Genomic DNA, 22,754 nt, shown 5'->3' with positions numbered 1-22,754 from the left:
TGTGTAGGAGCTGCCGCAGGCTGCGATCTTTTGCTTTTATTGGGCTTCGATGCGGAAACCAAAGCGCGGGAAGTGCACATGCACCACGCCGCCACGCTCGTCTTCACGACGGATGATCAATTCCTCGCTACCGGCAAACAGCAACTCACCCACCACCGGATCAACCCCGTAATCCGTCGCCGAAATCGCCACTTGCTGGCCAGCCTTGAACCCGTTCGGGTCAACGAACTGCTCGTTCGGCAATGCCGCTGGCGTCGCATTGCGCGCCACCTCCAATGCCTCCTCGGAGGTCATCTCGCTCGCGGCGCCGTGGCCAAAGCCCAACACTCGACCCAACCACGCCGAAACCGCCGGATACTCATCCACCAGCGGCGCGGTCACATGAGTCGCTTTGAGGAACCACAGCGGGTGCGCCAGCGCGAAGTCGGCAATCGATGGCTCACCAAAGAGGAAGTCGCCCTGCTCGCGCTGCAATTGCTGCTCCAGCCGCGCCATGATCGTCGGCCATTGATGCTTGGCCTGCTCGGCGGATAAACGCGTGGCGCTGCCGCCACTGAACAGGCCCGCACGGTCGGCGAGAAAAGCCTTGATCGCTTCCGGCGGCAATTTGCCGAAACGTACGGCCACCGATTCCGGCTGGAACACCAGGCTCACGGCATGTTGAAACACCACCGAATCAACCCAGGTGGCAAAACTGGCGGTGGTCATTTCCTGACCTTCAGGAAAGAAGCTCGGCAGGGCTTTTTCCTGCTCCAGTCGACGGGCGATCAGCGACGTGTCGCAATAGATGTCGGCGCCGATTTGCAGCACCGGGGTCTTGCGATAGCCACCGGTCAGGGCAGTCAGGTCCGGTTTCGGCATGACTGGCGAGATGTGCACCGAGCGCCAGGACAAGCCTTTGAAGCCCAGCAGCAGACGGGCCTTCTCGGCAAATGGAGAGGTCGGGTAATGGTGGAGAATCAACTCGGACATGCTCGGCTCCGCTGCTCAAATAGTGAGCCAGCAGCTTAGCGTGCATTTGCTTAGCAGCCTACAGATCTGCCTGATGGGAACCAATCAGTCAGATTGATAAGACGCGACCAGACATTCCTTGGCGCTCTTCCTGAGTTTTTTGATCAGCCGTTCCTGGCGCAACGCATCGCTTTTATCGCGGCACAGCTCGGTATAAACCAGCGCCATGGCCGGGCTTGAGAGGAAGAACCGTGCGCCTTTGCCGCTTTGATGCTTGGCGAAGCGGCGCACCGGGTCGTCGCTGATCCCGCAGTACAGTGAACCGTTGGCCGCGCGCACGAGGTAGACGAACCAGGACTTGCTCACCGGTTCGGCAACGTCGACAGATTTTTCGCTCAGGCTGGACACTTCGGGATCAAGACATGTAGGAAAACAGGCCGCGATCTTATCAGCGACCGGCCTGAAATGCCTTCAGTCCCTTCAGTGCCTGCGCACGCACGGCATTGCGGACCAAGGGTGTCCAGCCCAAGAGCAGGCCTTTGAAACCCAGAGCCTGGCGCGACCAGCGCCACAGGTCGAAATGATCGTGGTGCTCGCATATTTTGCCGTCACGGAAGACGAAGCGGGCCTGGATATCGTTGATGACAACATTGCCGGTCTGGCTGAACAAATAGGTCGCGACCCAGTGCGCACCGCCGCTGCGCTCATCGGCGCGGACGTTGTCGAAGGTCAGGGAGAAGTCTTTGGCGCGGGTGGTGAGCATGCGCCACATGTCGCCAGCATCGCGCCCGCGCAGTTCGCCGAAGGCCGGGTCGCTGAACACCACGTCATCGGTGTAGCACGCAGCCATGGCCTCGGCATCGAGGCGCTGGAAAGCCTGGTAGAAACGGGTGATCAACGCGGCGTGAGCTTCACTCATGGGCAATCTCCAAATAGGTACAGATTGCCAGCACCATAATCTGCAATGCGCGGAAACACTATCGGCATTCGCTTACCGAATACCAACAACACACAAAACTAATGTGGGAGCGAGCTTGCTCGCGAAAGCGGCGTGTCAGTCAACACAGATGCTGAATGTTAAATCGCCTTCGCGAGCAGGCTCGCTCCCTCATTTAAAATGTGTACATTCAGATTCTTTCGCTTTGCACTTGCACATACAGCGCACGCCCGGCACCGAGGCCGGCGATGATCGCGCCAGTACCGATGATGCCGAAAATCCAGCCCACCGCATTCCAACCGCCCGTCCAGTCATGCACCACACCAACCGCGAACGGTCCCATCGATGCCAGCGTATATCCGAAGCCCTGGGACATGCTCGACAGATTCGCCGCGACATGGGAATCGCGCGAGCGCAGCACAATCAAAGTCAACGCCAGACTAAACGTACCGCCCTGCCCCAGACCCAGCAGAATCGCCCAGCCCCACAGCCCTTCAATCGGTGCATACAGGCAACCGAACAGACCACCCAGGGTCAACGCCATGACCACGACAATCGCCAGACGTTGATCTTTGCCGCGAGTGGCCAGCCACGGTGCGGCCAGTGAACTGGCGAGCTGGATGATCACCGAGCCGGACAACACCAGCCCCGCTTGAGTCGGCGTCAGACCACGACCAATGAGAATCGACGGCAACCAGCCGAACACAATGTAGGCCAGCGACGATTGCAGGCCCATATACAAGGTCACCTGCCAGGCCAGCGGATCCCGCAGCAATCCGCGCACGCGATAGGCGACATTGTGTGCGCCGTGTTTTTGCCCCACTTGCGGCAGCCAGAACAGCGCAGCCACCAGCGCCGGGATGACCCAGAAACCCAAGCCGACTTTCCAGTCACCGCCGAAGTGTTCGCTCAACGGCACACTGGTGCCCGCCGCCATCGCCGCGCCCAGGCACAGGGCCATGGTGTAGACGCCGGTCATGGTGCCGGCGTGTTTGGCGAAGTCGCGTTTGACGATACCCGGTAGCAATACGCCGACAATGCCGATGCTCGCGCCGCCCAACACGCTGCCGGCGAACAAGCCGATCTCACCGAAGCTGCTGCGCAAAATGATGCCGCCGGCCAGTGTCAGCAGAATCCCCAAGACCACCCGCTCGGCACCGAAACGCCGCGCCAGAATCGGCGCCAGCGGGGCGAACAAACCGAGGCACAACACCGGCAGCGTGGTCAGCAACCCGGCCTGCGCGGCCGACAAGCCGAGGCTTTTCGACACCTCGCTGAGCAGCGGCGCCATGCTCGACAGCGCCGGCCGCAGGTTCAACGCGACCAGAATCAAACCAAGCAACAACAGCCATGGCCGGCGCACCAGCGGATGGCTTTGCTGTACTTGCTCGTCATCGGCCTCGGCGTCGATCAGCAGCTCTTCTAGCTCTGCCGTGCGTTTCGGGGTTGTGGATATCTCGTGGCGGGACATGGATTTCTCGGTTTCAAGGTTCATTGATCAACTGCCTCGACAAGGCTTTGGCCCGTTCCGGGTCGCGTTGTTCGACGGCATCGAGCAACTCGATGTGCAAGTCGAACACTTCCTGACGGCGCGGGACGATGTTCAGGGTCTGGCGCAATTGCGCGCCGACGATGCTGGAGAAATAGCGATACAGCTCGCTGAGGGTCGGGTTGTGCGCGGCGTCGACCAGACGCCGGTGGAACACCAGATCGCAAGCGATATAAGTGTCGAGATCGCCGTGATAGTGACTGCCGCTGGTGCCAAGGGCCTCGCGCAATGCGGCGAGATCTTCGTCAGTGCGGCGCAACGCCGCCAGACCGATCGCCTCGACTTCGAGGATATGCCGCGTTTCCCGCGCCTGCTCCAGCGAGCAGCGCGACAACGCTTTGAGCGTGTCGAGCGGATCGACCACCGCGCGCAGGTAACTGCCGTCGCCCTGGCGAATCTCGATCAGCCCTGAAAACGCCAGCACGCGCATGGCTTCGCGCACGGTATTGCGACTGATGCCCAGCTCGGCGCAGAGCTCCGGCTCGGTCGGTAAACGCTCGCCAACCTGCCAGGCACCGCTGTTGATGCGCTGACGGAGCTGATCCAAGGCCTGATCGACCAAGGATCGTTTGATGAGTGGAGAAATGTCTGACATAGGATTCGCCCTTTCATCCAATCATAGGATGAATTTTCTGACATGTTAGTCAGACCCATGTAGGACGGCAACCACCTAGGGTCAATTGGAGACACATGGAGCGGTATTTTCGATTGGTCAAAATTACCCTTTAAGGGTAATTTCAGGGAAAGGGTTTTGCTTTCTTATGGAAAAGAACACACCCCATTACGACTTGGTGGTAGTGAAGCAAGAAGTCATCAGACTGGGCGCTAAAGCCTTTACTGGAAGCGCGATGAGCTCGGGCAAGGGCATGGGGTTAAACCTCAAACGTATGCAGCAAGCCATCTGCTCGCTGGATCGCCGAATGTTCTACAAGTCCATGACTTGCTACACCAACCACAGACACTGGCAGGATGTTTACAACATTGGATTTCACGACTTGGAGTTGTATATCAAAATCACCTACTGCCCCAACGGCGGTCCTCCCGTGATCTCTTTCAAGGAGAAGAATTTATGAATACACGGCAATGCTTGAGCTGTGGCACTCAAGAGGCGATGCAACATTTCGAACGTCGCAGTTTGACTGTCAACTACAAGAATGTTTCACGTTGGGTGCACGGCATTGCAGGGTGGGAATGCAAAGCCTGCGGCGAGATCATTTTTGATAATGATACTGACAGCGCCGAACGCTATTCTGACGCCGGCGATAAATTGCTCGAAGAATGCTTCCACGTAATGGGCACCGAGATGAAACGCATCCGCCGCAAATTGCATCTCACTCAAAAAGAAGCAGTTAAATTGCTATCCGGCGGAGGTCACAACGCTTTTTCCCGCTACGAACGCGGCGAGCTTTCACCGCCTCAACCGTTGTTCAATCTTATGCGCTTGCTAGACCGGCACCCTCACCTGCTCGCCGAAATACACGCGATGAACGAAGGCAGTGAATTGCGGCGATTGCTCGCTGCGCGCTTCCCGGAACAGGAGACGGCACCGGCGCCTTGACAAAATCTGGCAAAAATAAACCCGGAACTCGGTCCGGGTTTATTTCAGAACGTAGGTCAGATCAATGCAAAATCTGACTCAAGAACAACTTCGTCCGCTCATTCTGCGGATTATCGAAGAAGTCGTTCGGCGCCGCTTGCTCAACGATTTCGCCCTTGTCCATGAAGATCACACGGTTCGCCACAGTCCGGGCAAAGCCCATTTCGTGGGTTACGCAGAGCATGGTCATGCCGTCTTCCGCCAGACCGATCATGGTGTCGAGTACCTCTTTCACCATCTCCGGATCCAGTGCTGAAGTCGGTTCGTCGAAGAGCATGATTTTCGGCTTCATGCACAGTGCGCGGGCAATCGCCACACGCTGCTGCTGACCGCCGGACAGTTGCCCCGGATACTTGTGCGCCTGCTCCGGAATGCGTACGCGCTCCAGATAATGCATGGCGATTTCCTCGGCCTTGCGCTTGGGCATCTTGCGAACCCACATCGGTGCCAGGGTGCAGTTCTGCAGAATGGTCAGGTGCGGGAACAGGTTGAAGTGCTGGAACACCATGCCGACTTCGCGGCGGATCGCTTCGATCTGCTTGAGGTCGTTGGTCAGTTCCACGCCGTCGACGACGATGCGGCCCTGCTGGTGCTCTTCCAGACGATTGAGGCAGCGAATCGTCGTGGACTTGCCGGAACCCGACGGGCCGCACAGGACGATACGCTCGCCCTGTTTGACGTTGAGGTTGATGTCTTTCAGCACGTGGAACTGGCCGTACCACTTGTTGACGCCCTGCATCTGAATAATGCCTTCAGGGCCCACTGGCTTTTTGATTGCTTCGCTCATTTACAGAGAACTCCTAACGCTTGTGGCCAGTGTCGAGCTTGCGTTCCAGATGCATGGAATAGCGCGACATACCAAAACAGAAAATCCAGAACACCAGGGCGGCGAACACGTAGCCTTCGGTGGCCATGCCCAGCCATTTCGGATCGGCAGCGGCTTGCTTGACGCTGTTGAGCAGGTCAAACAGGCCGATGATGATTACCAGGCTGGTGTCCTTGAACAGCGCAATGAAGGTGTTGACGATGCCGGGAATCACCAGCTTCAGGGCTTGCGGCAGAATCACCAGGCCCATCGAACGCCAGTAACCGAGGCCCATCGCCGCAGCCGCTTCGTACTGACCTTTGGGGATCGCTTGCAGACCGCCGCGCACCACTTCAGCCACATAGGCCGACTGGAACAGGATCACGCCGATCAGCGCCCGCAGCAGCTTGTCGAAGTTCATGCCTTCAGGCAGGAACAGCGGCAGCATCACCGAGGACATGAACAGCACCGTGATCAACGGCACGCCGCGCCAGAACTCGATGAAGGTCACGCAGACCACCCGAATTGCCGGCATATTCGAACGACGGCCCAGCGCCAGCACAATCCCCAACGGCAAGGCGCCGGCGATACCGACAGTGGCGATCACCAGGGTCAGCATCAGGCCGCCCCATTGGCTGGTCGCCACGTTGGTCAGACCGAAACCGCCGTGCAGCAGGATGAAAGCAATGATCGGGTACAGCACCAGGAAGCTCAGCCCGTAGATCGCTTTACGCGGGACACGGGAAATGAACAATGGCGCCGCACCGATGACCGCCAGCCACACGGTCAGGTCGACGCGCCAGCGCAGATCTGCCGGGTAGTAGCCGTACATGAACTGGCCGAAACGCTGCTGGATGAACACCCAGCAAGCGCCGTCCTTGGTGCAGTCGGCGCGGGTGGTACCGACCCAGTTGGCATCAATGATTGCCCAACTGAGGATCGGTGGCACGACGAGGTAGATCAGGTAAAACGCAAACAATGTCAGCAGGGTGTTGAGCCAGCTGGAGAACATGTTCGCGCGCATCCACGCCACCACGCCGATGCTGCTGTTCGGTGGGGGCATGTCGGGTTTGAAAGTATGAGTACTCATGCGCTTTTCCTTACCGCTCGATCAGCGCAATGCGCTTGTTGTACCAGTTCATCAGCAGGGAAATGCTGATACTGATCGCCAGGTAAACGCTCATGGTGATGGCAATCACCTCGATCGCCTGACCGGTCTGGTTGAGCACGGTGCCGGCAAACAGCGAAACCATTTCCGGGTAACCGATACCGGCTGCCAGCGAAGAGTTTTTCGCCAGGTTGAGGTATTGGCTGGTCAGCGGCGGAATGATCACGCGCAGGGCTTGCGGGATGATCACCTTGCGCAGGGTCGGGCCGTTGCGCAGGCCGAGCGAACGCGCCGCTTCGGTCTGGCCGTGGCTGACCGACTTGATCCCGGAGCGCACGATCTCAGCGATGAACGCTGCGGTGTACACCGTCAGGGCGAGGGTCAACGCGAGCAGTTCCGGGATCAGCACCCAGCCGCCGACGAAGTTGAAACCTTTGAGCTCGGGCATTTCCCAGTGCAGCGGCGCGCCGAAGATCAATGCGCACAAGGTCGGGATCACCAGCAGAATCGCCAGCCCGACCCAGAACTTGTGGAACGGCACGCCGGTCGCTTCAAAGCGTTTGTTGGCCCAGCGGCACATCAGCACGATGCCGACGATGGCCACCACAATGCTGATCATGAACGCCCAGAAACCGTCGGCAGCCAGTGCGGCCGGCATGTTCAGGCCACGACTACTGACGAAGAAAGTGTCACCGAAGTTATGGCTGTTGCGCGGCCCTGGCATGGTCAGGAAGACCGCGAAGTACCAGAACAGAATCTGCAGCAGCGGCGGAATGTTGCGGAAGACTTCCACGTACACGGTCGCCAGTTTGCTGATGATCCAGTTCTGCGACAGCCGCGCCACACCGATGATGAAACCGAGGATCGTCGCCAGAACCACGCCGATCACCGTCACCAACAGGGTGTTGAGCAGACCGATGACAAAGACGCGGGCATAGCTGTCCGCTTCGGTGTAGTCGATCAGGTGTTGAGCGATGCCGAATCCGGCACTGCGCTCCAGAAAGTCGAAACCGGAGGTAATGCCCCGGTGCTGAAGGTTGGTTTGCGTGTTGTCGAACAAGTACCAGCCCAGCGAGACCACCGCCACGATGGTGATGATCTGGAATAGCCACGCACGCACTCGTGGATCGCTGAGGCTGAGCCTCTGCTTTGGTGCGCCGATTGAATTTCGCATGAAGTGCCCCGGAAAAAATGGAACAAGAACATCACCCGGCGGTTGGCCCGCCGGGCGATAGAACCATTAGCGCACTGGTGGTGCGTACTGAATGCCGCCGTTGTTCCACAGGGCGTTCAGACCACGGTCGATCTCCAGCGGAGTGCTCTTGCCGAGGTTTTTCTCGAAGATTTCGCCGTAGTTGCCGACTTGTTTGACGATCTGCACAACCCAGTCTTTCGGCAGTTTCAGGTCTTTGCCGTACTCGCCGTCAGCGCCGAGCATACGGGCGACGTCCGGGTTCTTGGTCGACTTGGCTTCGGCTTCGACGTTCTTCGAAGTGATGCCGGCTTCTTCGGTGTTGAGCAGCGCGTAGCCAACCCAACGCACGATGGCCAGCCACTCGTCGTCGCCGTTACGTACGACCGGGCCCAGTGGTTCTTTGGAAATGGTTTCCGGCAGAACCACGTAGTCCTTCGGCGAGGCCAGCTTGCTGCGCTGGGCGAACAGTTGGGACTTGTCGGAGGTCAGCACGTCGCAACGACCGGATTCCAGCGACTTGGCGCTTTCATCGGAGGTGTCGAAAGTGATCGGGGTGTATTTCAGACCGTTGCCGCGGAAGTAGTCGGAAACGTTCAGCTCGGTGGTAGTACCGGCCTGGATGCAGATGGTTGCACCGTCCAGCTCTTTGGCACTTTTCACGCCCAGCTTGTTGTTAACCAGGAAGCCGATGCCGTCGTAGTAGGTAATGAAGCCCGGGAATTTCAGGCCCATGCCCGCGTCACGCGAACTGGTCATGGTGGTGTTGCGCGACAGAATGTCGATCTCGCCGGATTGCAGCGCGGTGAAGCGCTCCTTGGCGTTCAACTGGCTGAATTTGACCTTGTTGGCGTCGCCGAATACGGCAGCGGCCACAGCACGGCAAACGTCAGCGTCGATCCCGAGGATCTTGCCGGTGGCGTCCGGTACCGAGAAGCCCGGCAGACCGTCGCTCACGCCACATTGCACGAAACCTTTCTTCTGCACTGCATCCAGGGTTGCACCCGCCTGAGCGAACCCGCTGACGCCGAGTACTGTTGCTGCAGTCACGATCGCCAGGGTGGATTTCAACATCTTCATTCAAACCTCCAGTTTTGCTCTTGTTGTGTCGGAGCTTGAGTCCAGTCGCACCCTTTTGAGGCGTTGTTGACCCGTGTTGGCTTTTTTTGGGGTCAACCGACGTCAGGACCTTCGCTATGAGTCTTTCAGGAGAAAATCCACATCATGGACAACTCACTTCTCACCAATCGGCCGAACGGGCTGTAGCCCTTTCACGTTCGCTAAGCCCGTAGCGGCCATTGGCGAACATCCATCACCGGATTCTTTGCATCCCGTCCCAAGGGGTACACTGATAGTGTTACCGCCAGGGGCGGGATCGGTTGCACGCTGGAAGCCATAGCAAAGCCCGTACCACACCGGCCGCTGAAGCGTTTGAGCGACAGGTCAATAGCAAAACTTGTACCCTTGCGACATCTTCTTAACGGATCAACCGGGCGCGCACGCAAATCACGCACTCATTGAGAGCGCCCGCACATATTTGGAGCAGCCATGACCGAGCCCTTGATTCTTCAGCCTGTTAAACCCGCAGACGCCTGCGTGATCTGGCTGCACGGCCTCGGCGCCGACCGCTACGACTTCCTGCCGGTGGCCGAGGCGCTGCAGGAAAGCCTGCTAAGCACGCGTTTTGTCTTGCCGCAGGCGCCAACACGTCCGGTGACGATAAATGGCGGATATGCCATGCCGAGCTGGTACGACATCAAGGCCATGAGCCCGGCGCGAGCGATCGATCGCGATGAGCTGGAAGCGTCCGCCGACCGCATCATCGAATTGATCGAAAACGAGCGCGCCAGCGGAATAGACGCCTCGCGGATTTTCCTCGCGGGGTTTTCCCAGGGTGGCGCGGTGGTTTTACACACCGCGTTTGTGAAATGGCAGGGACCGTTGGGGGGCGTACTGGCCCTGTCGACGTATGCGCCGACCTTCAGCGATGAGCTGGAGTTGTCAGCCAGTCAGCAGCGCATTCCCGCGATTTGTCTGCATGGCCAGTTCGACGGCGTGGTGCAGAACTCGATGGGCCGCAGTGCCTATGAGCATTTGGTGAAGCATGGTGTCACCGTGACATGGCAGGAATACCCAATGGAGCACGAAGTGTTACCCGAGGAAATTCGCGACATCGGTGTCTGGTTGAGCGAACGCTTGCGCTAAGCGTCGTGTTTAAAATCACCCTTTGATCCCTCCCCCTACGCCGCGCCCGATTCTTGCATTACACTGGCCGGCGTACATTCCTTAATCAATTGATGAGATGACCGTGCTCAAAGCACTCAAGAAAATGTTCGGTAAAAGCGAGGCTGAGCAGCTCGCGCCAGTTCCCAGTGCGCCGTCGCACGCCCCCGGTCATCGCAACGATGCACCGCAGGCCGACCGCCCCGCTCCCGTAGCGGCACCGAAGCAACAATCGACACCTGCCCCGGAAACCGCCATCGCCGCCGAACCTGCGCGCAGCGAAGCGCCGAAACCGGCCCGGCCACGCCGCGAACCGAAGCCCAAGGCTCCGGTCATTCCGTGGAAACTCGAAGACTTCGTCGTCGAGCCGCAGGAAGGCAAAACCCGTTTTCACGATTTCAAGCTGTCGCCAGAGCTGATGCATGCCATCCAGGATCTGGGCTTTCCTTATTGCACGCCGATTCAGGCACAGGTGCTGGGTTTCACCCTCGCCGGCAAAGACGCCATCGGTCGCGCACAGACCGGTACCGGCAAGACCGCCGCGTTCCTGATCTCGATCATCACTCAGCTCCTGCAAACACCGCCGCCGAAAGAACGCTACATGGGTGAACCCCGTGCGCTGATCATCGCGCCGACCCGCGAGCTGGTGGTGCAGATCGCCAAGGATGCTGCCGACCTCACCAAGTACACCGGCCTCAACGTCATGACGTTTGTCGGTGGCATGGACTTCGACAAACAGCTCAAGCACCTCGAAGCGCGCCATTGCGACATTCTCGTCGCCACTCCGGGCCGTCTGCTCGACTTCAACCAGCGCGGCGATGTGCATCTGGACATGGTCGAAGTGATGGTGCTGGACGAAGCCGACCGCATGCTCGACATGGGCTTCATCCCGCAAGTACGGCAGATCATTCGGCAGACGCCGCCGAAGTCCGAGCGCCAGACCTTGCTGTTCTCCGCGACCTTCACCGAAGACGTGATGAACCTCGCCAAGCAATGGACGACCGATCCATCGATCGTCGAAATCGAAGTCACTAACGTCGCCAGCGAAAACGTCGAGCAACACATCTACGCCGTGGCCGGGGCCGACAAGTACAAACTGCTCTACAACCTGGTCAACGATAATGGTTGGGAGCGGGTCATGGTCTTCGCCAACCGCAAGGACGAAGTTCGCCGCATCGAAGAGCGTCTGGTGCGCGACGGTGTGAATGCTGCGCAACTGTCCGGCGATGTACCGCAGCACAAACGCATCAAGACCCTGGAAGGTTTCCGCGAAGGCAAGATCCGCGTGCTGGTCGCCACCGATGTCGCTGGTCGCGGCATCCACATCGACGGTATCAGCCACGTGATCAACTTCACCCTGCCGGAAGTCCCGGACGACTACGTGCACCGCATCGGCCGCACCGGTCGTGCGGGCGCCGACGGTGTTTCGATCAGCTTCGCCGGTGAAGACGACTCCTATCAGTTGCCGTCCATCGAAGAAAAGCTCGGTCGCAAGATCAGCTGTGAAACGCCACCGACGCATCTGTTGCGTGCGGTAGAGCGCAAACGTCCACAGTAGGCGACGTTTAAATGAAAAGCGCAGCCGGCAACGGACTGCGCTTTTTTTTGCCCGGCATTTGACAGGTGCTTGCGAGAGACGACTAAAAGTCCATAATGGACAAATTAGTTTAGACCCAGACTCCGGAGCCTGACATGTCCAGTACGCCCTACGTGATCGACCACCATCAGGCCCGCGAGCTGCTGGCGCGCATTGATGTGCCGCAGATCCTGCGCAAACTGTTCCGAGATCTTGCAGCGGGTAACGCCGTGCAGCCGGCGCAGCAACTGGTGGAGTTCCCACAGGGCGCCGGCGACTTCATCAACTATCTGGGAGTGCTGGCCGAGGATGGCATCTACGGCGTAAAGACTTCGCCGTACATCGTGCGCGAGCAAGGCCCGCTGGTGACGGCATGGACGCTGTTGATGTCGATGAAAACCGGTCAGCCGCTGCTGCTCTGTGATGCCGGCGAACTGACCACCGCGCGCACCGCCGCGACCACCGCCGTGGCGGTCGACGCCCTCGCGCCGTTAAATGCCTCGCGGCTGGCGATCATCGGCAGCGGCAAGGTTGCCCAGGCGCATCTGCATTACGTGAAGTCCCTGCGTGAATGGCAGAGCATCAGTCTGTATTCGCCGAGCCTGTCCGCCGACGCGCAAACCCAGGCCTTGTTGAAAGCTATCACCCCCAACCTGAAGATCACTGACAGCCGTGAAGCCGCCCTCGCCGACGCTGACGTGATCATGCTTTGCACCTCGTCAGCGGGGCCGGTGATCGATCCGGCTGAGCTGAGTAAACCGGCGCTGATCACCTCGATCAGCACCAACGCCCCGCGCGCCCACGAAGTGCCGCCGCAGAGTCTCAACGACATGCAAGTGTTCTGCGACTATCGTCTGACCACGCCGGGGTCGGCGGGTGAGATGTTGATTGCCGCTGAGCAGCATGGCTGGAGCCAGGATTCGATTGTTGGCGATCTGGCCGACTTGCTCAGCGAGAAAGTCCAGCGCCCGGGTTACGACCGTCACGTGTTTTTCCGCTCAATCGGCTTGGGCCTGGAAGACATTGCCCTCGCCAATGCGGTTTACCACCTAACCCACTAACACCATAAATCCCCTGTAGGAGCTGCCGAAGGCTGCGATCTTTGATCTTGATCTTAAAAAACCAGATCAAAAGATCGCAGCCTCCGGCAGCTCCTACAGGGATCGCATTCCAATGGGGAGTTGCCAATGACAGATCCCCAGAGAACCACGATAGCTTTGGAGTTTTTCATGAGCCAGGCAGATTTCATCATCATCGGCGGCGGGATTGCCGGCGCTTCCACCGGTTTCTGGCTGTCGCCCCACGGCAAAGTGATCGTGCTCGAACGTGAATCGCACCCGGCCTATCACTCCACCGGCCGCTCCGCTGCGCTGTTCACCGCCGCCTACGGCACGCCGCAAGTGCGCGCACTGACCCAGGCCAGCCGAGCGTTTTTCGACAACCCGCCAAGTGGTTTCTGTGAACATCCATTGCTGACCCCGCGCGGCGAAATGACCGTGGACTTCACCGGTGACCCCGCCGAACTGAACAACCAATACCTCAGCGCCAAAGCCACGGTGCCGGAAATGCAACGGCTCAGCGCCGACGAAGCCTGTGCGCGGCTGCCGATCCTGCGTCGGGAAAAAGTCCACGGTGCGATCTACGACCCGAGTGCCAGCGACATCGACACCGACGCCTTGCACCAGGGTTACCTGCGCGGCATCCGTCGCAACAACGGTGAAGTCCATACTGATTGCGAAGTACTCGGTCTGAGTCGCGATACCGACGGTCTCTGGCAAGTACAAACCAACGGCCAGACCTTCAGCGCGCCAGTGCTCATCAACGCCGCCGGCGCCTGGGCCGACAAGATCGGCGCACTGGCCGGCGCCAAGCCGCTGGGCCTGCAACCGAAACGCCGCGCCGCGTTCATTTTCGCCGGCCCCGAAGGCGTCGACATTCATCACTGGCCGATGCTCGTCAGCCTCGACGAGTCCTTCTATATGAAGCCCGACGCCGGCATGTTCCTCGGTTCACCGGCCAACGCCGACCCGGTCGAACCCCACGACGTGCAACCGGAAGAACTCGACATCGCCATGGGCATCTACCAGATCGAAGAAGCCACCACGCTGACCATCCGCCGCCCGACCCGCACCTGGGCCGGTCTGCGCAGTTTTGTCGCGGACGGTGATCTGCTCAGCGGTTTCGATCCGCAGGTGCCGGGGTTGTTCTGGGTTGCTGCGCAGGGTGGCTACGGCATCCAGACTTCGCCGGCGATGGGCCAGGCCAGTGCGGCATTGGTGCGTGGCGAGCCTTTGCCCGAGCACTTGCGTGACTTCGGCCTGAGCAGCGCCATGCTCGCCCCTGCACGCCTCGCCTGATCGCCCACCCGGATGACGCGCCCAACGGATTGCGGCACACTCGCAGCGCCTCCTGATCACGGAGGCGTTGACGCTGCCTGGAGTTCCACTGTCATGACCGCCCCTGAATTCGACCCGGCCCTGGATAATTTCCGTGCCATCGCCGATGCCATCGCCACGCTGTTCTTTCCGCACGCCGAAGTGGTGCTGCACGATCTGCGCACGCAGAAGGTCGATTACATCGCCAACAACTTGTCCAAGCGCGAGATCGGTGACGACTCTTCCTTGGAAGACATGCTCAGCGAGGATGTCAGCGACCGGAATATCGGGCCGTACGAAAAGCTTAACTGGGACGGTCAGAAGATTCGCAGCCTGAGCAGCGTCCTGCGCGACAGCGACGGTCTGCCGCTGGCAGTGCTGTGCATCAACCTGAATATTTCGCTGTTCGAGAATGCCAAGGCTGCGCTGGACCTGTTCTTGTCGCCAAGCAAACTGATCCCGCAACCGGACTCACTGTTTCGCGATGACTGGCAGGAACGCATCAACACCTTTCTCCACGCTTGGCTGCGCGAGCGGCAACTGAGCCTGAACGTGCTGACCCGCGATCACAAACGCGAACTGGTGCTGGCGCTGCACGCCGAGGGCGCGTTCAAGGGCAAAAGCGCCTCCAACTATGTGGCCAATGTGCTGAACATGGGGCGAGCGACGGTGTACAAGCATTTGAAGGAAATGAAGGGCTAGAAATTTGCGTTGACCGATCTGGCCCCATCGCTGGCAAGCCAGCTCCCACAGGTTTTGTGTACGCCGCTAATCCCTGTGGGAGCTGGCTTGCCAGCGATGGCGGACTATCAGTCGCCGTAGATATCAGACTTGAAATACTTCTCGGAAATCTTCTGATATTCGCCACTCGCGCGAATGCCATCAATCGCACCATTCAATTGGCTGACCAGTTCGGCATTACCCTTGCGCACTGCAATCCCCGCACCCTCGCCGACGTACTTCGGATCCTTCAACTCAGGCCCGACAAACGCATAGCCCTTGCCGCGTGGCATCGACAGAAAGTCATTCAACGGAATGGTGTCGGCAAAGATCGCATCGAGGCGTCCCGCCGCCAGGTCCATGTAGATCTCTTCGTTGTTGCTGTAACGCTTGACGTTGATGCCCTTGGGTTCGAACACCTCGGTGGCGTAGCGATCAGTCGTGGTCGCGCGCTGTACGCCGACGTTCTTGCCCTTGAGGCTGGCGTATTGATCGTCGACTGTCGCGCCGTCCTTCATCACCAGACGCGACGAAGTGAAGTAGTACTTGTGGCTGAAATCCACCGACTTCTTACGGTCTTCGTTGATGGTCATCGAGGACAGCGCCATGTCGATCTTCTTCACTTTCAGCGAAGGAATGAGACCGTCGAACTCGCCTTCGACCCACACGCACTTGACCTTCATCTGCGCGCACAGGGCGTTGCCGATGTCGTAGTCGAAACCGACTATTTCGCCTTTGTCGGTTTTCGAGGCGAATGGCGGATAAGCGGCTTCGATGCCGATGCGCAGGGTTTGCTCGGCGGCGAACACGCTGGCCGAGGCCAACAGGCTCAGGGCCAGACCGGTGATGAGGGGGAGTTTCTTCATGTTCGTTCTCTCGCGGGTTGTTGTTGGTTTGGCAAGAAAGAGCTGAAACGGGAGGCAATGCTTTTTTGTACTTATAAATCCATATTGGACTCGCAGGTACATATCGTCAATTAAAGAAAAGAGAGATTTTGGGTGTTGCAGAGGGCCCCATCGCTGGCAAGCCAGCTCCCACAGTGATCGAGTCGTACACAGATTTTGTGTACACCAAAGATCCTGTGGGAGCTGGCTTGCCAGCGATAGCGGATTTGAAGGCGCTAGAGGACTTACTTGTTCCAGCGATCGGCCGCTGCATGATCACTGTCCCGCCCTTCAACCCAACGCGGCCCGTCGCTGGTGTTTTCTTTCTTCCAGAACGGTGCACGGGTTTTCAGATAGTCCATGACAAATGCGCAGGCATCGAAGGCGGCCTGGCGATGGGCGCTGGCGGCGCCGACGAATACGATCGGCTCGCCCGGCTCCAGCGCGCCGATGCGATGCAACACTTCCAGCTTCAGCAATGGCCAGCGCTGTTCGGCTTCAACAGCAATTTTGCCGAGGGCTTTTTCGGTCATACCCGGATAGTGCTCGAGGAACATCCCCGCCACATCCAGCCCGTCGTTGAAGTCGCGCACGTAGCCGACAAAACTCACCACCGCGCCGACGCCAACGTTGGCCGCGTGCATCGCATTGACTTCAGCGCCCGGATCGAACGGCGTGGCCTGCACACGAATCGCCATGGCTCAGCCTCCGGTCACGGTGGGGAAAAACGCCACTTCGTCGCCATCGACCACCGGCTCGTCGAGCTGGCAGAGGTCTTCGTTGCGTGCGCACATCAGGTTCTGCTCGCTCAGTACTTCCGCACCATCCCGTTGCACGAGCAATGCACGCACGTCATCGACGGTGGCGAAATCACCTTCAACCTTCACCGAATCGACGCCCAGCGCTTCACGGTAACGGGCAAAAAACTTCACGGTCAGGTTCATGGCTGCTCCGCTTGAAAGTGCCCGCTCTTGCCGCCGACTTTCTCCAGCAGACGCACGCTTTCGATGGTCATGCCGCGATCGACGGCTTTGCACATGTCGTAGATGGTCAGGGCGGCGACGCTGGCGGCGGTCAGCGCTTCCATTTCGACGCCGGTCTGCCCGGACAGCTTGCAGCGGGCGACGATGCGCACGGTGTCTTCGCCATCGGCGCTGAGTTCGACTTTGACGCCAGTGAGCATCAGCGGGTGGCACAGGGGAATCAGATCGCTGGTTTTCTTCGCCGCTTGAATGCCGGCAATGCGCGCCACGGCGAACACGTCACCCTTGGGATGGCCGCCGCTGACGATCATCTGCAAGGTTTCGGGGAGCATGCGCACCAGCGCTTGGGCCGTCGCTTCACGGAACGTCACGGCTTTTTCGGTGACGTCGACCATGTTGGCGCGACCTTGGGAATCGAGATGAGTCAGCACGGGATTACTCCTGATCAGGAGCGGGGATTGTAAACCTGCAGGTCAAATTTCCGCACGCACGAATGTGGTGTTCTTCGTGTAGGAGCTGCCGAAGGCTGCGATCTTTTGACTTTGATTTTTAAAAACAAGATCAAAAGATCGCAGCCTTCGGCAGCTCCTACATTTGGTTTGTCTGCTGGCATAAAAAACCGGGCGGCTGCTGGGCCGCCCGGTTTTGGGTGAAGGGTTACAAATGCGTTTCAGCGTACTCAGCCAGTATCGAGCGAGGCACCCCTTGCAGGGTGATGTGCACCCCGTTGGGGAAATCCTTGAAGCGTTCGGTCAGGTAGGTCAGCCCGGAACTGGTCGCGGACAAGTAAGGGGTGTCGATCTGTGCGAGGTTGCCCAGGCACACAACTTTGGAACCGGCGCCGGCACGGGTGATGATGGTTTTCATCTGGTGCGGCGTAAGGTTCTGGCATTCGTCGATCAGGATTCTCCTCCTGTTGGCCCATTTGTTTTGGAATTGGCTGACGCCGCCCCCAAGGTAGCCATTACGTAACTAAATACTACCGATTAAGACTTTCTCAGAATGCATCGAAGCGAATGTAGTTGAAATGCATAACCGCAATAAATTGATTAGCTTAACAAAATAGTTACCAGTAGGAATTCAGTGTAAGACTTATCAAGCACCCAGCCACGAACCATCCTACAAGCCCAGTTATTGACTAGCAAATACAACGCGACTAGCTTCGCAAATGAAGTCCTATGACTTCAATCCAAACAGACTAAAACTCAAGAGGTTCTTATTATGCGCAAAGCAAATCTGCAAACTCGATTAACAGCTCTTTCCAATAACGCTTACAACATTCTAATTACACCAGCAAAACCTGAATCAAAACTAGCCAGTTAATCTCGGCCAATGTCGAGGGAGCCACCAGACTCCCTCGGCATAACTTTTACGGAGCACGTGAAGATGAGTGAGTTCAATGTTAATGAAAATCTGACAATTACCTTGAATGAAGGAGTTTTCGGATTATGGAACTTGGCAACAGGTGAACAGTACGAAATATTCGAACGACGATATCTTGACAGAATTTTCGAGCTCAACGAATTAGTTGGCATGCCTTATACATCGAAACCGGAGGATGAAATACTGATTGAAGCAGAGATATTACTAATAGGCGAAAAAGCCGAAAAGTATCAAAATACACAAAAAGCTAATGGTCCTTGGGGTTGGGACCCTATTTCAAAAATATTTCATTTTGGAAGCAATCACAACTTTCCGAGCGACCTGACAAACACTGAAGAAAACAATGAGATAGGCTATGTGGACTTCTGCAAAAGCATCGCAGAAAGAGCCCCAAACCTCGACATTGAACGAGAAGGAGAGTTAATCAAACTCCCGCCTTTGAACATTGACGCAATTGACACCTATAGCCTAAAGAAAAGCTTATGGGAGAGGACAACAACTCGAAATTTCAATGGTGAGTCTGTCCCTCTGGAAACTGTATCTAATATTTTATTCACTACATTCGGAAAGATTCACGGCGACTCACATAAAAAAAATCTCGCTGAGCGCGGTATTTCAACTGTTGGCTATCGTAGATCCTCACCAAGTGCCGGGTGCTTGCAAGCAACCGAGGCATACTTGATTGCTTTAAATGTTAGCAATCTAGAGAGAGGGATCTATCACTATAGGTCCCACCAGCACGTGTTAACAAAATTGGATAGTGGAATAAACGCCGATCTGACACAGATATTATGCCATCAAAACTTCGCAGTGGAAGCGGCCTTTCTAATAGTAATGAGTTCGCGATTTGATAAGCTTTGGTGGAAATACCCACATTCACGTGCTTATAGATCAGCTTTAATGGATGTTGGACATTTATCTCAGACATTCAATCTTGTAGCCACAGCTCACAAACTTAACACTTGGCTAACGGGATATTTTATAGACAACCTACTAAATGAACTTATAAAGATTGATGGATTCAATGAACATTCGTTATTTGTTTTAGCCGGCGGACATGGCCTGCAAGATCCTCTTAGCCCCGGAGTTGCAAAACTTTTGAAGGCAGTAAAATAAAACAAATTAGCCTTAGGTGCTCGCATGCACGATGATACGTTGAGAAAAAAAGAATACTCCGAAAAAATAAGAAAAATGGCGGATTTTAATTTTAAAAACAACGAGCTTAAAGTAGCTGCCCGACTATACGAATTGAGTATTAAAAAAGATTCAAAAAACGTAAAAGCGTTGAACAATTTTGCGGCTTTATGCGAAGAACTGGGTGAAAAAAACAAATCGGAACGCCTTTACAAGCTGGCTTGCAACTTACCAGAGGCTTCAGCAGCGGACAAACTTAAGTTTCATCAAAACCTAGCATCCATACAAGAAAAAAATGGAAAAAACAATGCTGCACTTTGGACATACCAATCAGCCGCAAAAATAGAAGGCTTCACAAAAAGCAGAGTTGCCTTTAACTATCTTGAATTACTTCAGTCGTTGCACCTGACCTCGTTTGACGCGGCAACATTCGCCAGCCTAGTGGCACTTTTTAACACAGAAGGAATAGACACTGACGCACTATCCCGAGTGTATTTTTCTCAGCTGGCACTCAAACTTGAAAAAATTACACGTGCAAAAGAAGACTACGCCACACTAGCTCTGGACATAATTGAATCAGATCCAATCGCATTAGAATTTTTAAGTAGCAGACTCATTTCCAACCACATCATAGAGGAAACTATTATAAGCATAAGAAAAAAACTTATAGAATCCATACTCAACAACAACTACAAACCAATACACCAAATCTTCCTCCGAGCCCTAAAAAAACAATGCGAACTAAATGATTTCATCTATCTGACTGACAAAGAAGAGATGTCAAACGTTGAAAAACTAAAAGACAAATACCTAAAAGAGTCACCAGCAATAAAAATTGCCGCACAATTAATACTGGAATCTTACTCAGACGAACCTTCTAAAAACCAATTAAAAAATCAAAACCATTTGGATTACCGGATCACTCAAAAACAAAACAATGAAACTACACTCCCTGCCATCCTGGAAAGCGAAACTCCTATTCAGAGTTTTTATGAATCAAATCCGTACCCAACCTGGACATCCAAACCAAAACATTCTGAATCGACACTTGATGAGCTTTTCAAAAAGCTAAACCTAAAGCAAGCACCACCAAGCAACAACATATTAGTCGCAGGATGTGGAACTGGGCGTCACGCAATTCAACTCGCCTTAACTTATCCGCACACAGAAATCTTAGGACTGGATATTAGCAAAGCAAGTTTGCAATATGCCACACAAAAGAGACACGAATATAACATTCAAAACTTGAAATTCATCTGCGGCGACATAAATAATATTCCCTCTCTAAATATGAAATTCAGCCTTATTGAGTGCATTGGAGTTCTGCATCACTTACAAGATCCTTTGAAAGGATGCGAAGTAATTCTCTCAGCACTCGAAAATGGTGGCATTGCTAAAATAGGACTGTATAGCACATACGCTAGAGTTCCTATTGCAGACTTAGCCAACCTTGCGTCTAAAAACGAAATACCTTACGCACCGAGCAATTTAGAAAAAATACGAAATTTATCAATTCAAAACTACAAATACAAAAGAATAAGGGAAATAGTTAACTCACAAGACTTCTATAGTAGAAGTGGGTGCATGGATTTACTTTTCAATCCCCTGGAGAAAACGTTCACAACCCGTGACATTCGCTCACTTATAAGAATTTTAGACTGTGAGTTTGCAGGCTTTGAAAAGGAAGAACAAAACAAATCCCCTGCGTTTAGAAAATTCAACGAGCATTCGAACATGGGCTCTCTTTTTGGCGCTTGGGAGTTATTCGAAACCCTTAACCCAAATTTTTTCAGTGAAATGTACCTATTCTGGTTAAAACCCATAAGGAAACAACAATGAAAATACTAGGCGTAAACACGGGTCATGACGGTCACATATGTCTCATTGAAAATGGAAAATTAATTTTCAGCTATGAGTCGGAAAAGAATGGCGGCAATAGGTACGCTCCGCTTTCCCTGAGTTCAGCAATAACCCACGCAGTTCAAAACATAGAAGATCTCGACGCAATCGCTGTAAGCGGATGGGCTGAAGGTATGGACCCCAGAAATCACCCAACTGAAGGCGGTTATATTGGCTTAGATGTCGAACAATCAATCTGTACTTTCGGTGGAAAAAATATAGCGTGGATAAACTGCAGCCATGAAATATCACATATATTTGCCTCTTATGCCTTATCCCCATATGCGGACAAAACATCGTGCTACGTATTACTTTGGGAAGGCTTCATAGGCAATTTTTATAAAATCAACCCGGACATGTCGATTCAAACTATAGGCAATATTCTGCAAGGACCAGGCCTTCGCTATGCATTTACCTTCGGCATAGCCGATCCAACTTTTAATTTGAAAAAAGGATATTGCAGACTCGGTGATGCGGGAAAAATGATGGCATTAGCTGCGTTTGGAACAAATGGTGAACCAGATGCATTTGAGTCAACGGTTATTGACTACATTATGAACTGCGAATCGGCAATAGACACATTAAACAAATTTGACCTAAAAGATAGCGGCTATTACAACATAGGCGTCAACACAGCGAAATTTTGCAACCTGGCAAGAAAGCTATCAGACAAGCTTTTTAGCGAGTTTTATGATTTCATCAGTACACACATTACAGAAAAGCTTCCGCTTTTAATTGCAGGCGGCTGTGGCTTGAACTGTGATTGGAACAAAAAATGGGAAACCTCCGAATTATTCGATGGGGTTTTTATTCCACCTTGCACAAATGACACTGGCGTCGGCATCGGGGCGTCCGCCATTGCCCAAAACTTATTAACTGGTAAAGCAAAACTTGAATGGTCCGTATATTCAGGACAAACTTTCATCCTCAACCCCACAAAAAACTCCTCATTTTCACCAAGTCCATTGGTACTCGAACATGTGTGCGAAGCGCTTATTGCTGGAGAAATTATTTGTTGGGTACAGGGAAATTGTGAAATAGGCCCTAGGGCCCTCGGCAATAGATCAATAATAGCGGCACCATTTTCTGCGAAAACAACTGAAAAGCTTAACTCCATAAAAAAAAGAGAACACTATCGCCCAGTAGCACCTATCTGCATAGAGGAAGATGCAAGGCTTTACTTTGAAAACTGCACTCAAAGTAAATTCATGCTGTCATTTCATCATGTAATTGACAAACGACTTAAAGCAATTACTCACGTCGATGGAACAGCAAGAGTTCAGACCGTCAGCTTTCAAGATAACAATAAAATGTACAATCTACTACTGGAGTTCAAAAAATAGTCGGGCGTCAGCGTTCTTTGCAATACTTCACTGAATTTCAAAGGCAAAGGTTTTATAAACAAACTCTCAGATCTTGAGTTATTTTGCTCAACTAA

The 22,754-nt window shown here is 54.9% G+C and carries 23 protein-coding genes and 1 pseudogene; 10 read left to right on the top strand and 14 right to left on the bottom strand.

The window, feature by feature from the left end; genetic code table 11:
- Window positions 1-36: 36 nt before the first annotated feature.
- The 5 genes from AC3Y64_RS04930 to AC3Y64_RS04910 form a co-directional block, all read right to left on the bottom strand.
- Window positions 37-972: a glutathione S-transferase family protein gene (locus AC3Y64_RS04930; protein ID WP_489986642.1), complete on the bottom strand. Its 936-nt coding sequence runs from the start codon at window positions 970-972 to the stop codon at window positions 37-39.
- 84 nt (window positions 973-1,056) lie between these two features.
- A complete protein-coding gene (locus tag AC3Y64_RS04925) occupies window positions 1,057-1,359 on the bottom strand; it encodes a GIY-YIG nuclease family protein (RefSeq protein WP_489986641.1) in 303 nt (100 codons plus the stop codon).
- A gap of 40 nt (window positions 1,360-1,399) precedes the next feature.
- Window positions 1,400-1,870 (bottom strand): nuclear transport factor 2 family protein, encoded by a 471-nt coding sequence (locus AC3Y64_RS04920; RefSeq protein WP_003221901.1) that lies wholly within the window; start codon window positions 1,868-1,870, stop codon window positions 1,400-1,402.
- Between the two features lie 208 nt (window positions 1,871-2,078).
- Window positions 2,079-3,383, bottom strand: coding sequence for a CynX/NimT family MFS transporter (locus AC3Y64_RS04915; RefSeq protein ID WP_489986640.1), 1,305 nt, complete (start codon window positions 3,381-3,383; stop codon window positions 2,079-2,081).
- A complete protein-coding gene (locus tag AC3Y64_RS04910) occupies window positions 3,373-4,032 on the bottom strand; it encodes a FadR/GntR family transcriptional regulator (RefSeq protein ID WP_489986639.1) in 660 nt (219 codons plus the stop codon). The genes AC3Y64_RS04915 and AC3Y64_RS04910 overlap by 11 nt, the downstream gene beginning before the upstream one ends.
- Window positions 4,033-4,198: 166 nt before the next feature.
- Between AC3Y64_RS04910 and AC3Y64_RS04905 the strand changes: the two genes are divergently transcribed.
- Entirely contained in the window at window positions 4,199-4,510 is a 312-nt protein-coding gene (locus tag AC3Y64_RS04905; protein ID WP_489986638.1) for a type II toxin-antitoxin system MqsR family toxin, read from the top strand.
- The gene (locus tag AC3Y64_RS04900; RefSeq protein WP_489986637.1) at window positions 4,507-4,995 is read left to right on the top strand and encodes a type II toxin-antitoxin system MqsA family antitoxin; all 489 of its coding nucleotides are present in this window, start codon (window positions 4,507-4,509) and stop codon (window positions 4,993-4,995) included. Before AC3Y64_RS04905 ends, AC3Y64_RS04900 begins: the two co-directional genes overlap by 4 nt.
- A 61-nt stretch (window positions 4,996-5,056) precedes the next feature.
- Here AC3Y64_RS04900 and AC3Y64_RS04895 read toward each other — a convergent pair whose 3' ends face one another.
- The 4 genes from AC3Y64_RS04895 to AC3Y64_RS04880 form a co-directional block, all read right to left on the bottom strand.
- Window positions 5,057-5,821, bottom strand: coding sequence for an amino acid ABC transporter ATP-binding protein (locus AC3Y64_RS04895; RefSeq protein ID WP_124319255.1), 765 nt, complete (start codon window positions 5,819-5,821; stop codon window positions 5,057-5,059).
- A 13-nt stretch (window positions 5,822-5,834) separates the two neighbouring features.
- Window positions 5,835-6,929, bottom strand: coding sequence for an amino acid ABC transporter permease (locus AC3Y64_RS04890; protein ID WP_158959167.1), 1,095 nt, complete (start codon window positions 6,927-6,929; stop codon window positions 5,835-5,837).
- Window positions 6,930-6,939: 10 nt separating this feature from the next.
- Window positions 6,940-8,121 (bottom strand): amino acid ABC transporter permease, encoded by a 1,182-nt coding sequence (locus tag AC3Y64_RS04885; protein WP_489986636.1) that lies wholly within the window; start codon window positions 8,119-8,121, stop codon window positions 6,940-6,942.
- 66 nt (window positions 8,122-8,187) lie between these two features.
- Window positions 8,188-9,219, bottom strand: coding sequence for an amino acid ABC transporter substrate-binding protein (locus tag AC3Y64_RS04880; RefSeq protein ID WP_064118413.1), 1,032 nt, complete (start codon window positions 9,217-9,219; stop codon window positions 8,188-8,190).
- Between the two features lie 468 nt (window positions 9,220-9,687).
- Here AC3Y64_RS04880 and AC3Y64_RS04875 point away from each other — a divergent pair, with 468 nt between their 5' ends.
- The 5 genes from AC3Y64_RS04875 to AC3Y64_RS04855 all read left to right on the top strand — a co-directional run bounded on the left by AC3Y64_RS04875 (window position 9,688) and on the right by AC3Y64_RS04855 (window position 15,015).
- Window positions 9,688-10,344 (top strand): alpha/beta hydrolase, encoded by a 657-nt coding sequence (locus tag AC3Y64_RS04875; RefSeq protein ID WP_122595050.1) that lies wholly within the window; start codon window positions 9,688-9,690, stop codon window positions 10,342-10,344.
- A gap of 97 nt (window positions 10,345-10,441) precedes the next feature.
- Window positions 10,442-11,920: an ATP-dependent RNA helicase RhlB gene (gene rhlB, locus AC3Y64_RS04870; RefSeq protein ID WP_489986635.1), complete on the top strand. Its 1,479-nt coding sequence runs from the start codon at window positions 10,442-10,444 to the stop codon at window positions 11,918-11,920.
- A 134-nt stretch (window positions 11,921-12,054) separates the two neighbouring features.
- Window positions 12,055-12,999, top strand: coding sequence for an ornithine cyclodeaminase family protein (locus tag AC3Y64_RS04865; protein WP_489986634.1), 945 nt, complete (start codon window positions 12,055-12,057; stop codon window positions 12,997-12,999).
- 168 nt (window positions 13,000-13,167) lie between these two features.
- On the top strand, window positions 13,168-14,295 hold the full coding sequence (locus tag AC3Y64_RS04860; RefSeq protein ID WP_489986633.1) for an NAD(P)/FAD-dependent oxidoreductase: 1,128 nt from the start codon (window positions 13,168-13,170) through the stop codon (window positions 14,293-14,295).
- 93 nt (window positions 14,296-14,388) lie between these two features.
- On the top strand, window positions 14,389-15,015 hold the full coding sequence (locus tag AC3Y64_RS04855) for a helix-turn-helix transcriptional regulator (RefSeq protein WP_489986632.1): 627 nt from the start codon (window positions 14,389-14,391) through the stop codon (window positions 15,013-15,015).
- Between the two features lie 107 nt (window positions 15,016-15,122).
- On the opposite strand, the gene AC3Y64_RS04850 is transcribed toward AC3Y64_RS04855, so the two are convergent.
- The 5 genes and pseudogenes from AC3Y64_RS04850 to AC3Y64_RS04830 form a co-directional block, all read right to left on the bottom strand.
- Window positions 15,123-15,899 carry an ABC transporter substrate-binding protein gene (locus AC3Y64_RS04850; protein WP_489986631.1) on the bottom strand — a complete coding sequence of 259 codons (777 nt, stop codon included), beginning with the start codon at window positions 15,897-15,899 and terminating at the stop codon, window positions 15,123-15,125.
- Window positions 15,900-16,162: 263 nt separating this feature from the next.
- Window positions 16,163-16,615 carry a molybdopterin synthase catalytic subunit MoaE gene (gene moaE / locus AC3Y64_RS04845; RefSeq protein ID WP_073473663.1) on the bottom strand — a complete coding sequence of 151 codons (453 nt, stop codon included), beginning with the start codon at window positions 16,613-16,615 and terminating at the stop codon, window positions 16,163-16,165.
- 3 nt (window positions 16,616-16,618) lie between these two features.
- The gene (locus AC3Y64_RS04840; protein ID WP_397484066.1) at window positions 16,619-16,861 is read right to left on the bottom strand and encodes a MoaD/ThiS family protein; all 243 of its coding nucleotides are present in this window, start codon (window positions 16,859-16,861) and stop codon (window positions 16,619-16,621) included.
- A complete protein-coding gene (gene moaC, locus AC3Y64_RS04835; protein ID WP_016985015.1) occupies window positions 16,858-17,331 on the bottom strand; it encodes a cyclic pyranopterin monophosphate synthase MoaC in 474 nt (157 codons plus the stop codon). The genes AC3Y64_RS04840 and moaC overlap by 4 nt, the downstream gene beginning before the upstream one ends.
- Before the next feature lie 226 nt (window positions 17,332-17,557).
- Window positions 17,558-17,806 (bottom strand): annotated as a pseudogene (locus AC3Y64_RS04830) (PhoH family protein); the annotation flags it as partial.
- A 480-nt stretch (window positions 17,807-18,286) separates the two neighbouring features.
- Between AC3Y64_RS04830 and AC3Y64_RS04825 the strand changes: the two are divergent.
- From AC3Y64_RS04825 to AC3Y64_RS04815, 3 genes are read left to right on the top strand one after another with little or no spacing between them, the layout of a single operon-like run.
- Complete coding sequence (locus AC3Y64_RS04825) at window positions 18,287-19,399, top strand: SagB/ThcOx family dehydrogenase (protein WP_489986630.1); 1,113 nt, start codon at window positions 18,287-18,289, stop codon at window positions 19,397-19,399.
- Between the two features lie 24 nt (window positions 19,400-19,423).
- The gene (locus AC3Y64_RS04820) at window positions 19,424-21,256 is read left to right on the top strand and encodes a methyltransferase domain-containing protein (protein ID WP_489986629.1); all 1,833 of its coding nucleotides are present in this window, start codon (window positions 19,424-19,426) and stop codon (window positions 21,254-21,256) included.
- Window positions 21,253-22,659, top strand: a complete 1,407-nt coding sequence (locus AC3Y64_RS04815; protein ID WP_489986628.1) for a carbamoyltransferase C-terminal domain-containing protein — start codon at window positions 21,253-21,255, stop codon at window positions 22,657-22,659. Before AC3Y64_RS04820 ends, AC3Y64_RS04815 begins: the two co-directional genes overlap by 4 nt.
- Window positions 22,660-22,754: the final 95 nt, after the last annotated feature.

This window comes from Pseudomonas sp. 4CAES_32.4, assembly GCF_058136335.1.
This window is presented reverse-complemented; position numbering and strand designations above follow the sequence as displayed.

What these genes read in the sequence shown, in the direction of transcription:
- AC3Y64_RS04840 (WP_397484066.1), bottom strand. Translation starts at nt 16,861, where the DNA reads ATGAACCTGACCGTGAAGTTTTTTGCCCGTTACCGTGAAGCGCTGGGC.
- AC3Y64_RS04865 (WP_489986634.1), top strand. Translation starts at nt 12,055, where the DNA reads ATGTCCAGTACGCCCTACGTGATCGACCACCATCAGGCCCGCGAGCTG.
- AC3Y64_RS04855 (WP_489986632.1), top strand. Translation starts at nt 14,389, where the DNA reads ATGACCGCCCCTGAATTCGACCCGGCCCTGGATAATTTCCGTGCCATC.
- AC3Y64_RS04920 (WP_003221901.1), bottom strand. Translation starts at nt 1,870, where the DNA reads ATGAGTGAAGCTCACGCCGCGTTGATCACCCGTTTCTACCAGGCTTTC.
- AC3Y64_RS04915 (WP_489986640.1), bottom strand. Translation starts at nt 3,383, where the DNA reads ATGAACCTTGAAACCGAGAAATCCATGTCCCGCCACGAGATATCCACA.
- AC3Y64_RS04880 (WP_064118413.1), bottom strand. Translation starts at nt 9,219, where the DNA reads ATGAAGATGTTGAAATCCACCCTGGCGATCGTGACTGCAGCAACAGTA.
- AC3Y64_RS04875 (WP_122595050.1), top strand. Translation starts at nt 9,688, where the DNA reads ATGACCGAGCCCTTGATTCTTCAGCCTGTTAAACCCGCAGACGCCTGC.
- AC3Y64_RS04850 (WP_489986631.1), bottom strand. Translation starts at nt 15,899, where the DNA reads ATGAAGAAACTCCCCCTCATCACCGGTCTGGCCCTGAGCCTGTTGGCC.
- AC3Y64_RS04900 (WP_489986637.1), top strand. Translation starts at nt 4,507, where the DNA reads ATGAATACACGGCAATGCTTGAGCTGTGGCACTCAAGAGGCGATGCAA.
- rhlB (WP_489986635.1), top strand. Translation starts at nt 10,442, where the DNA reads ATGACCGTGCTCAAAGCACTCAAGAAAATGTTCGGTAAAAGCGAGGCT.
- AC3Y64_RS04815 (WP_489986628.1), top strand. Translation starts at nt 21,253, where the DNA reads ATGAAAATACTAGGCGTAAACACGGGTCATGACGGTCACATATGTCTC.
- AC3Y64_RS04885 (WP_489986636.1), bottom strand. Translation starts at nt 8,121, where the DNA reads ATGCGAAATTCAATCGGCGCACCAAAGCAGAGGCTCAGCCTCAGCGAT.
- AC3Y64_RS04895 (WP_124319255.1), bottom strand. Translation starts at nt 5,821, where the DNA reads ATGAGCGAAGCAATCAAAAAGCCAGTGGGCCCTGAAGGCATTATTCAG.
- AC3Y64_RS04825 (WP_489986630.1), top strand. Translation starts at nt 18,287, where the DNA reads ATGAGTGAGTTCAATGTTAATGAAAATCTGACAATTACCTTGAATGAA.
- AC3Y64_RS04930 (WP_489986642.1), bottom strand. Translation starts at nt 972, where the DNA reads ATGTCCGAGTTGATTCTCCACCATTACCCGACCTCTCCATTTGCCGAG.
- moaE (WP_073473663.1), bottom strand. Translation starts at nt 16,615, where the DNA reads ATGGCGATTCGTGTGCAGGCCACGCCGTTCGATCCGGGCGCTGAAGTC.
- AC3Y64_RS04860 (WP_489986633.1), top strand. Translation starts at nt 13,168, where the DNA reads ATGAGCCAGGCAGATTTCATCATCATCGGCGGCGGGATTGCCGGCGCT.
- AC3Y64_RS04820 (WP_489986629.1), top strand. Translation starts at nt 19,424, where the DNA reads ATGCACGATGATACGTTGAGAAAAAAAGAATACTCCGAAAAAATAAGA.
- AC3Y64_RS04890 (WP_158959167.1), bottom strand. Translation starts at nt 6,929, where the DNA reads ATGAGTACTCATACTTTCAAACCCGACATGCCCCCACCGAACAGCAGC.
- AC3Y64_RS04905 (WP_489986638.1), top strand. Translation starts at nt 4,199, where the DNA reads ATGGAAAAGAACACACCCCATTACGACTTGGTGGTAGTGAAGCAAGAA.
- AC3Y64_RS04910 (WP_489986639.1), bottom strand. Translation starts at nt 4,032, where the DNA reads ATGTCAGACATTTCTCCACTCATCAAACGATCCTTGGTCGATCAGGCC.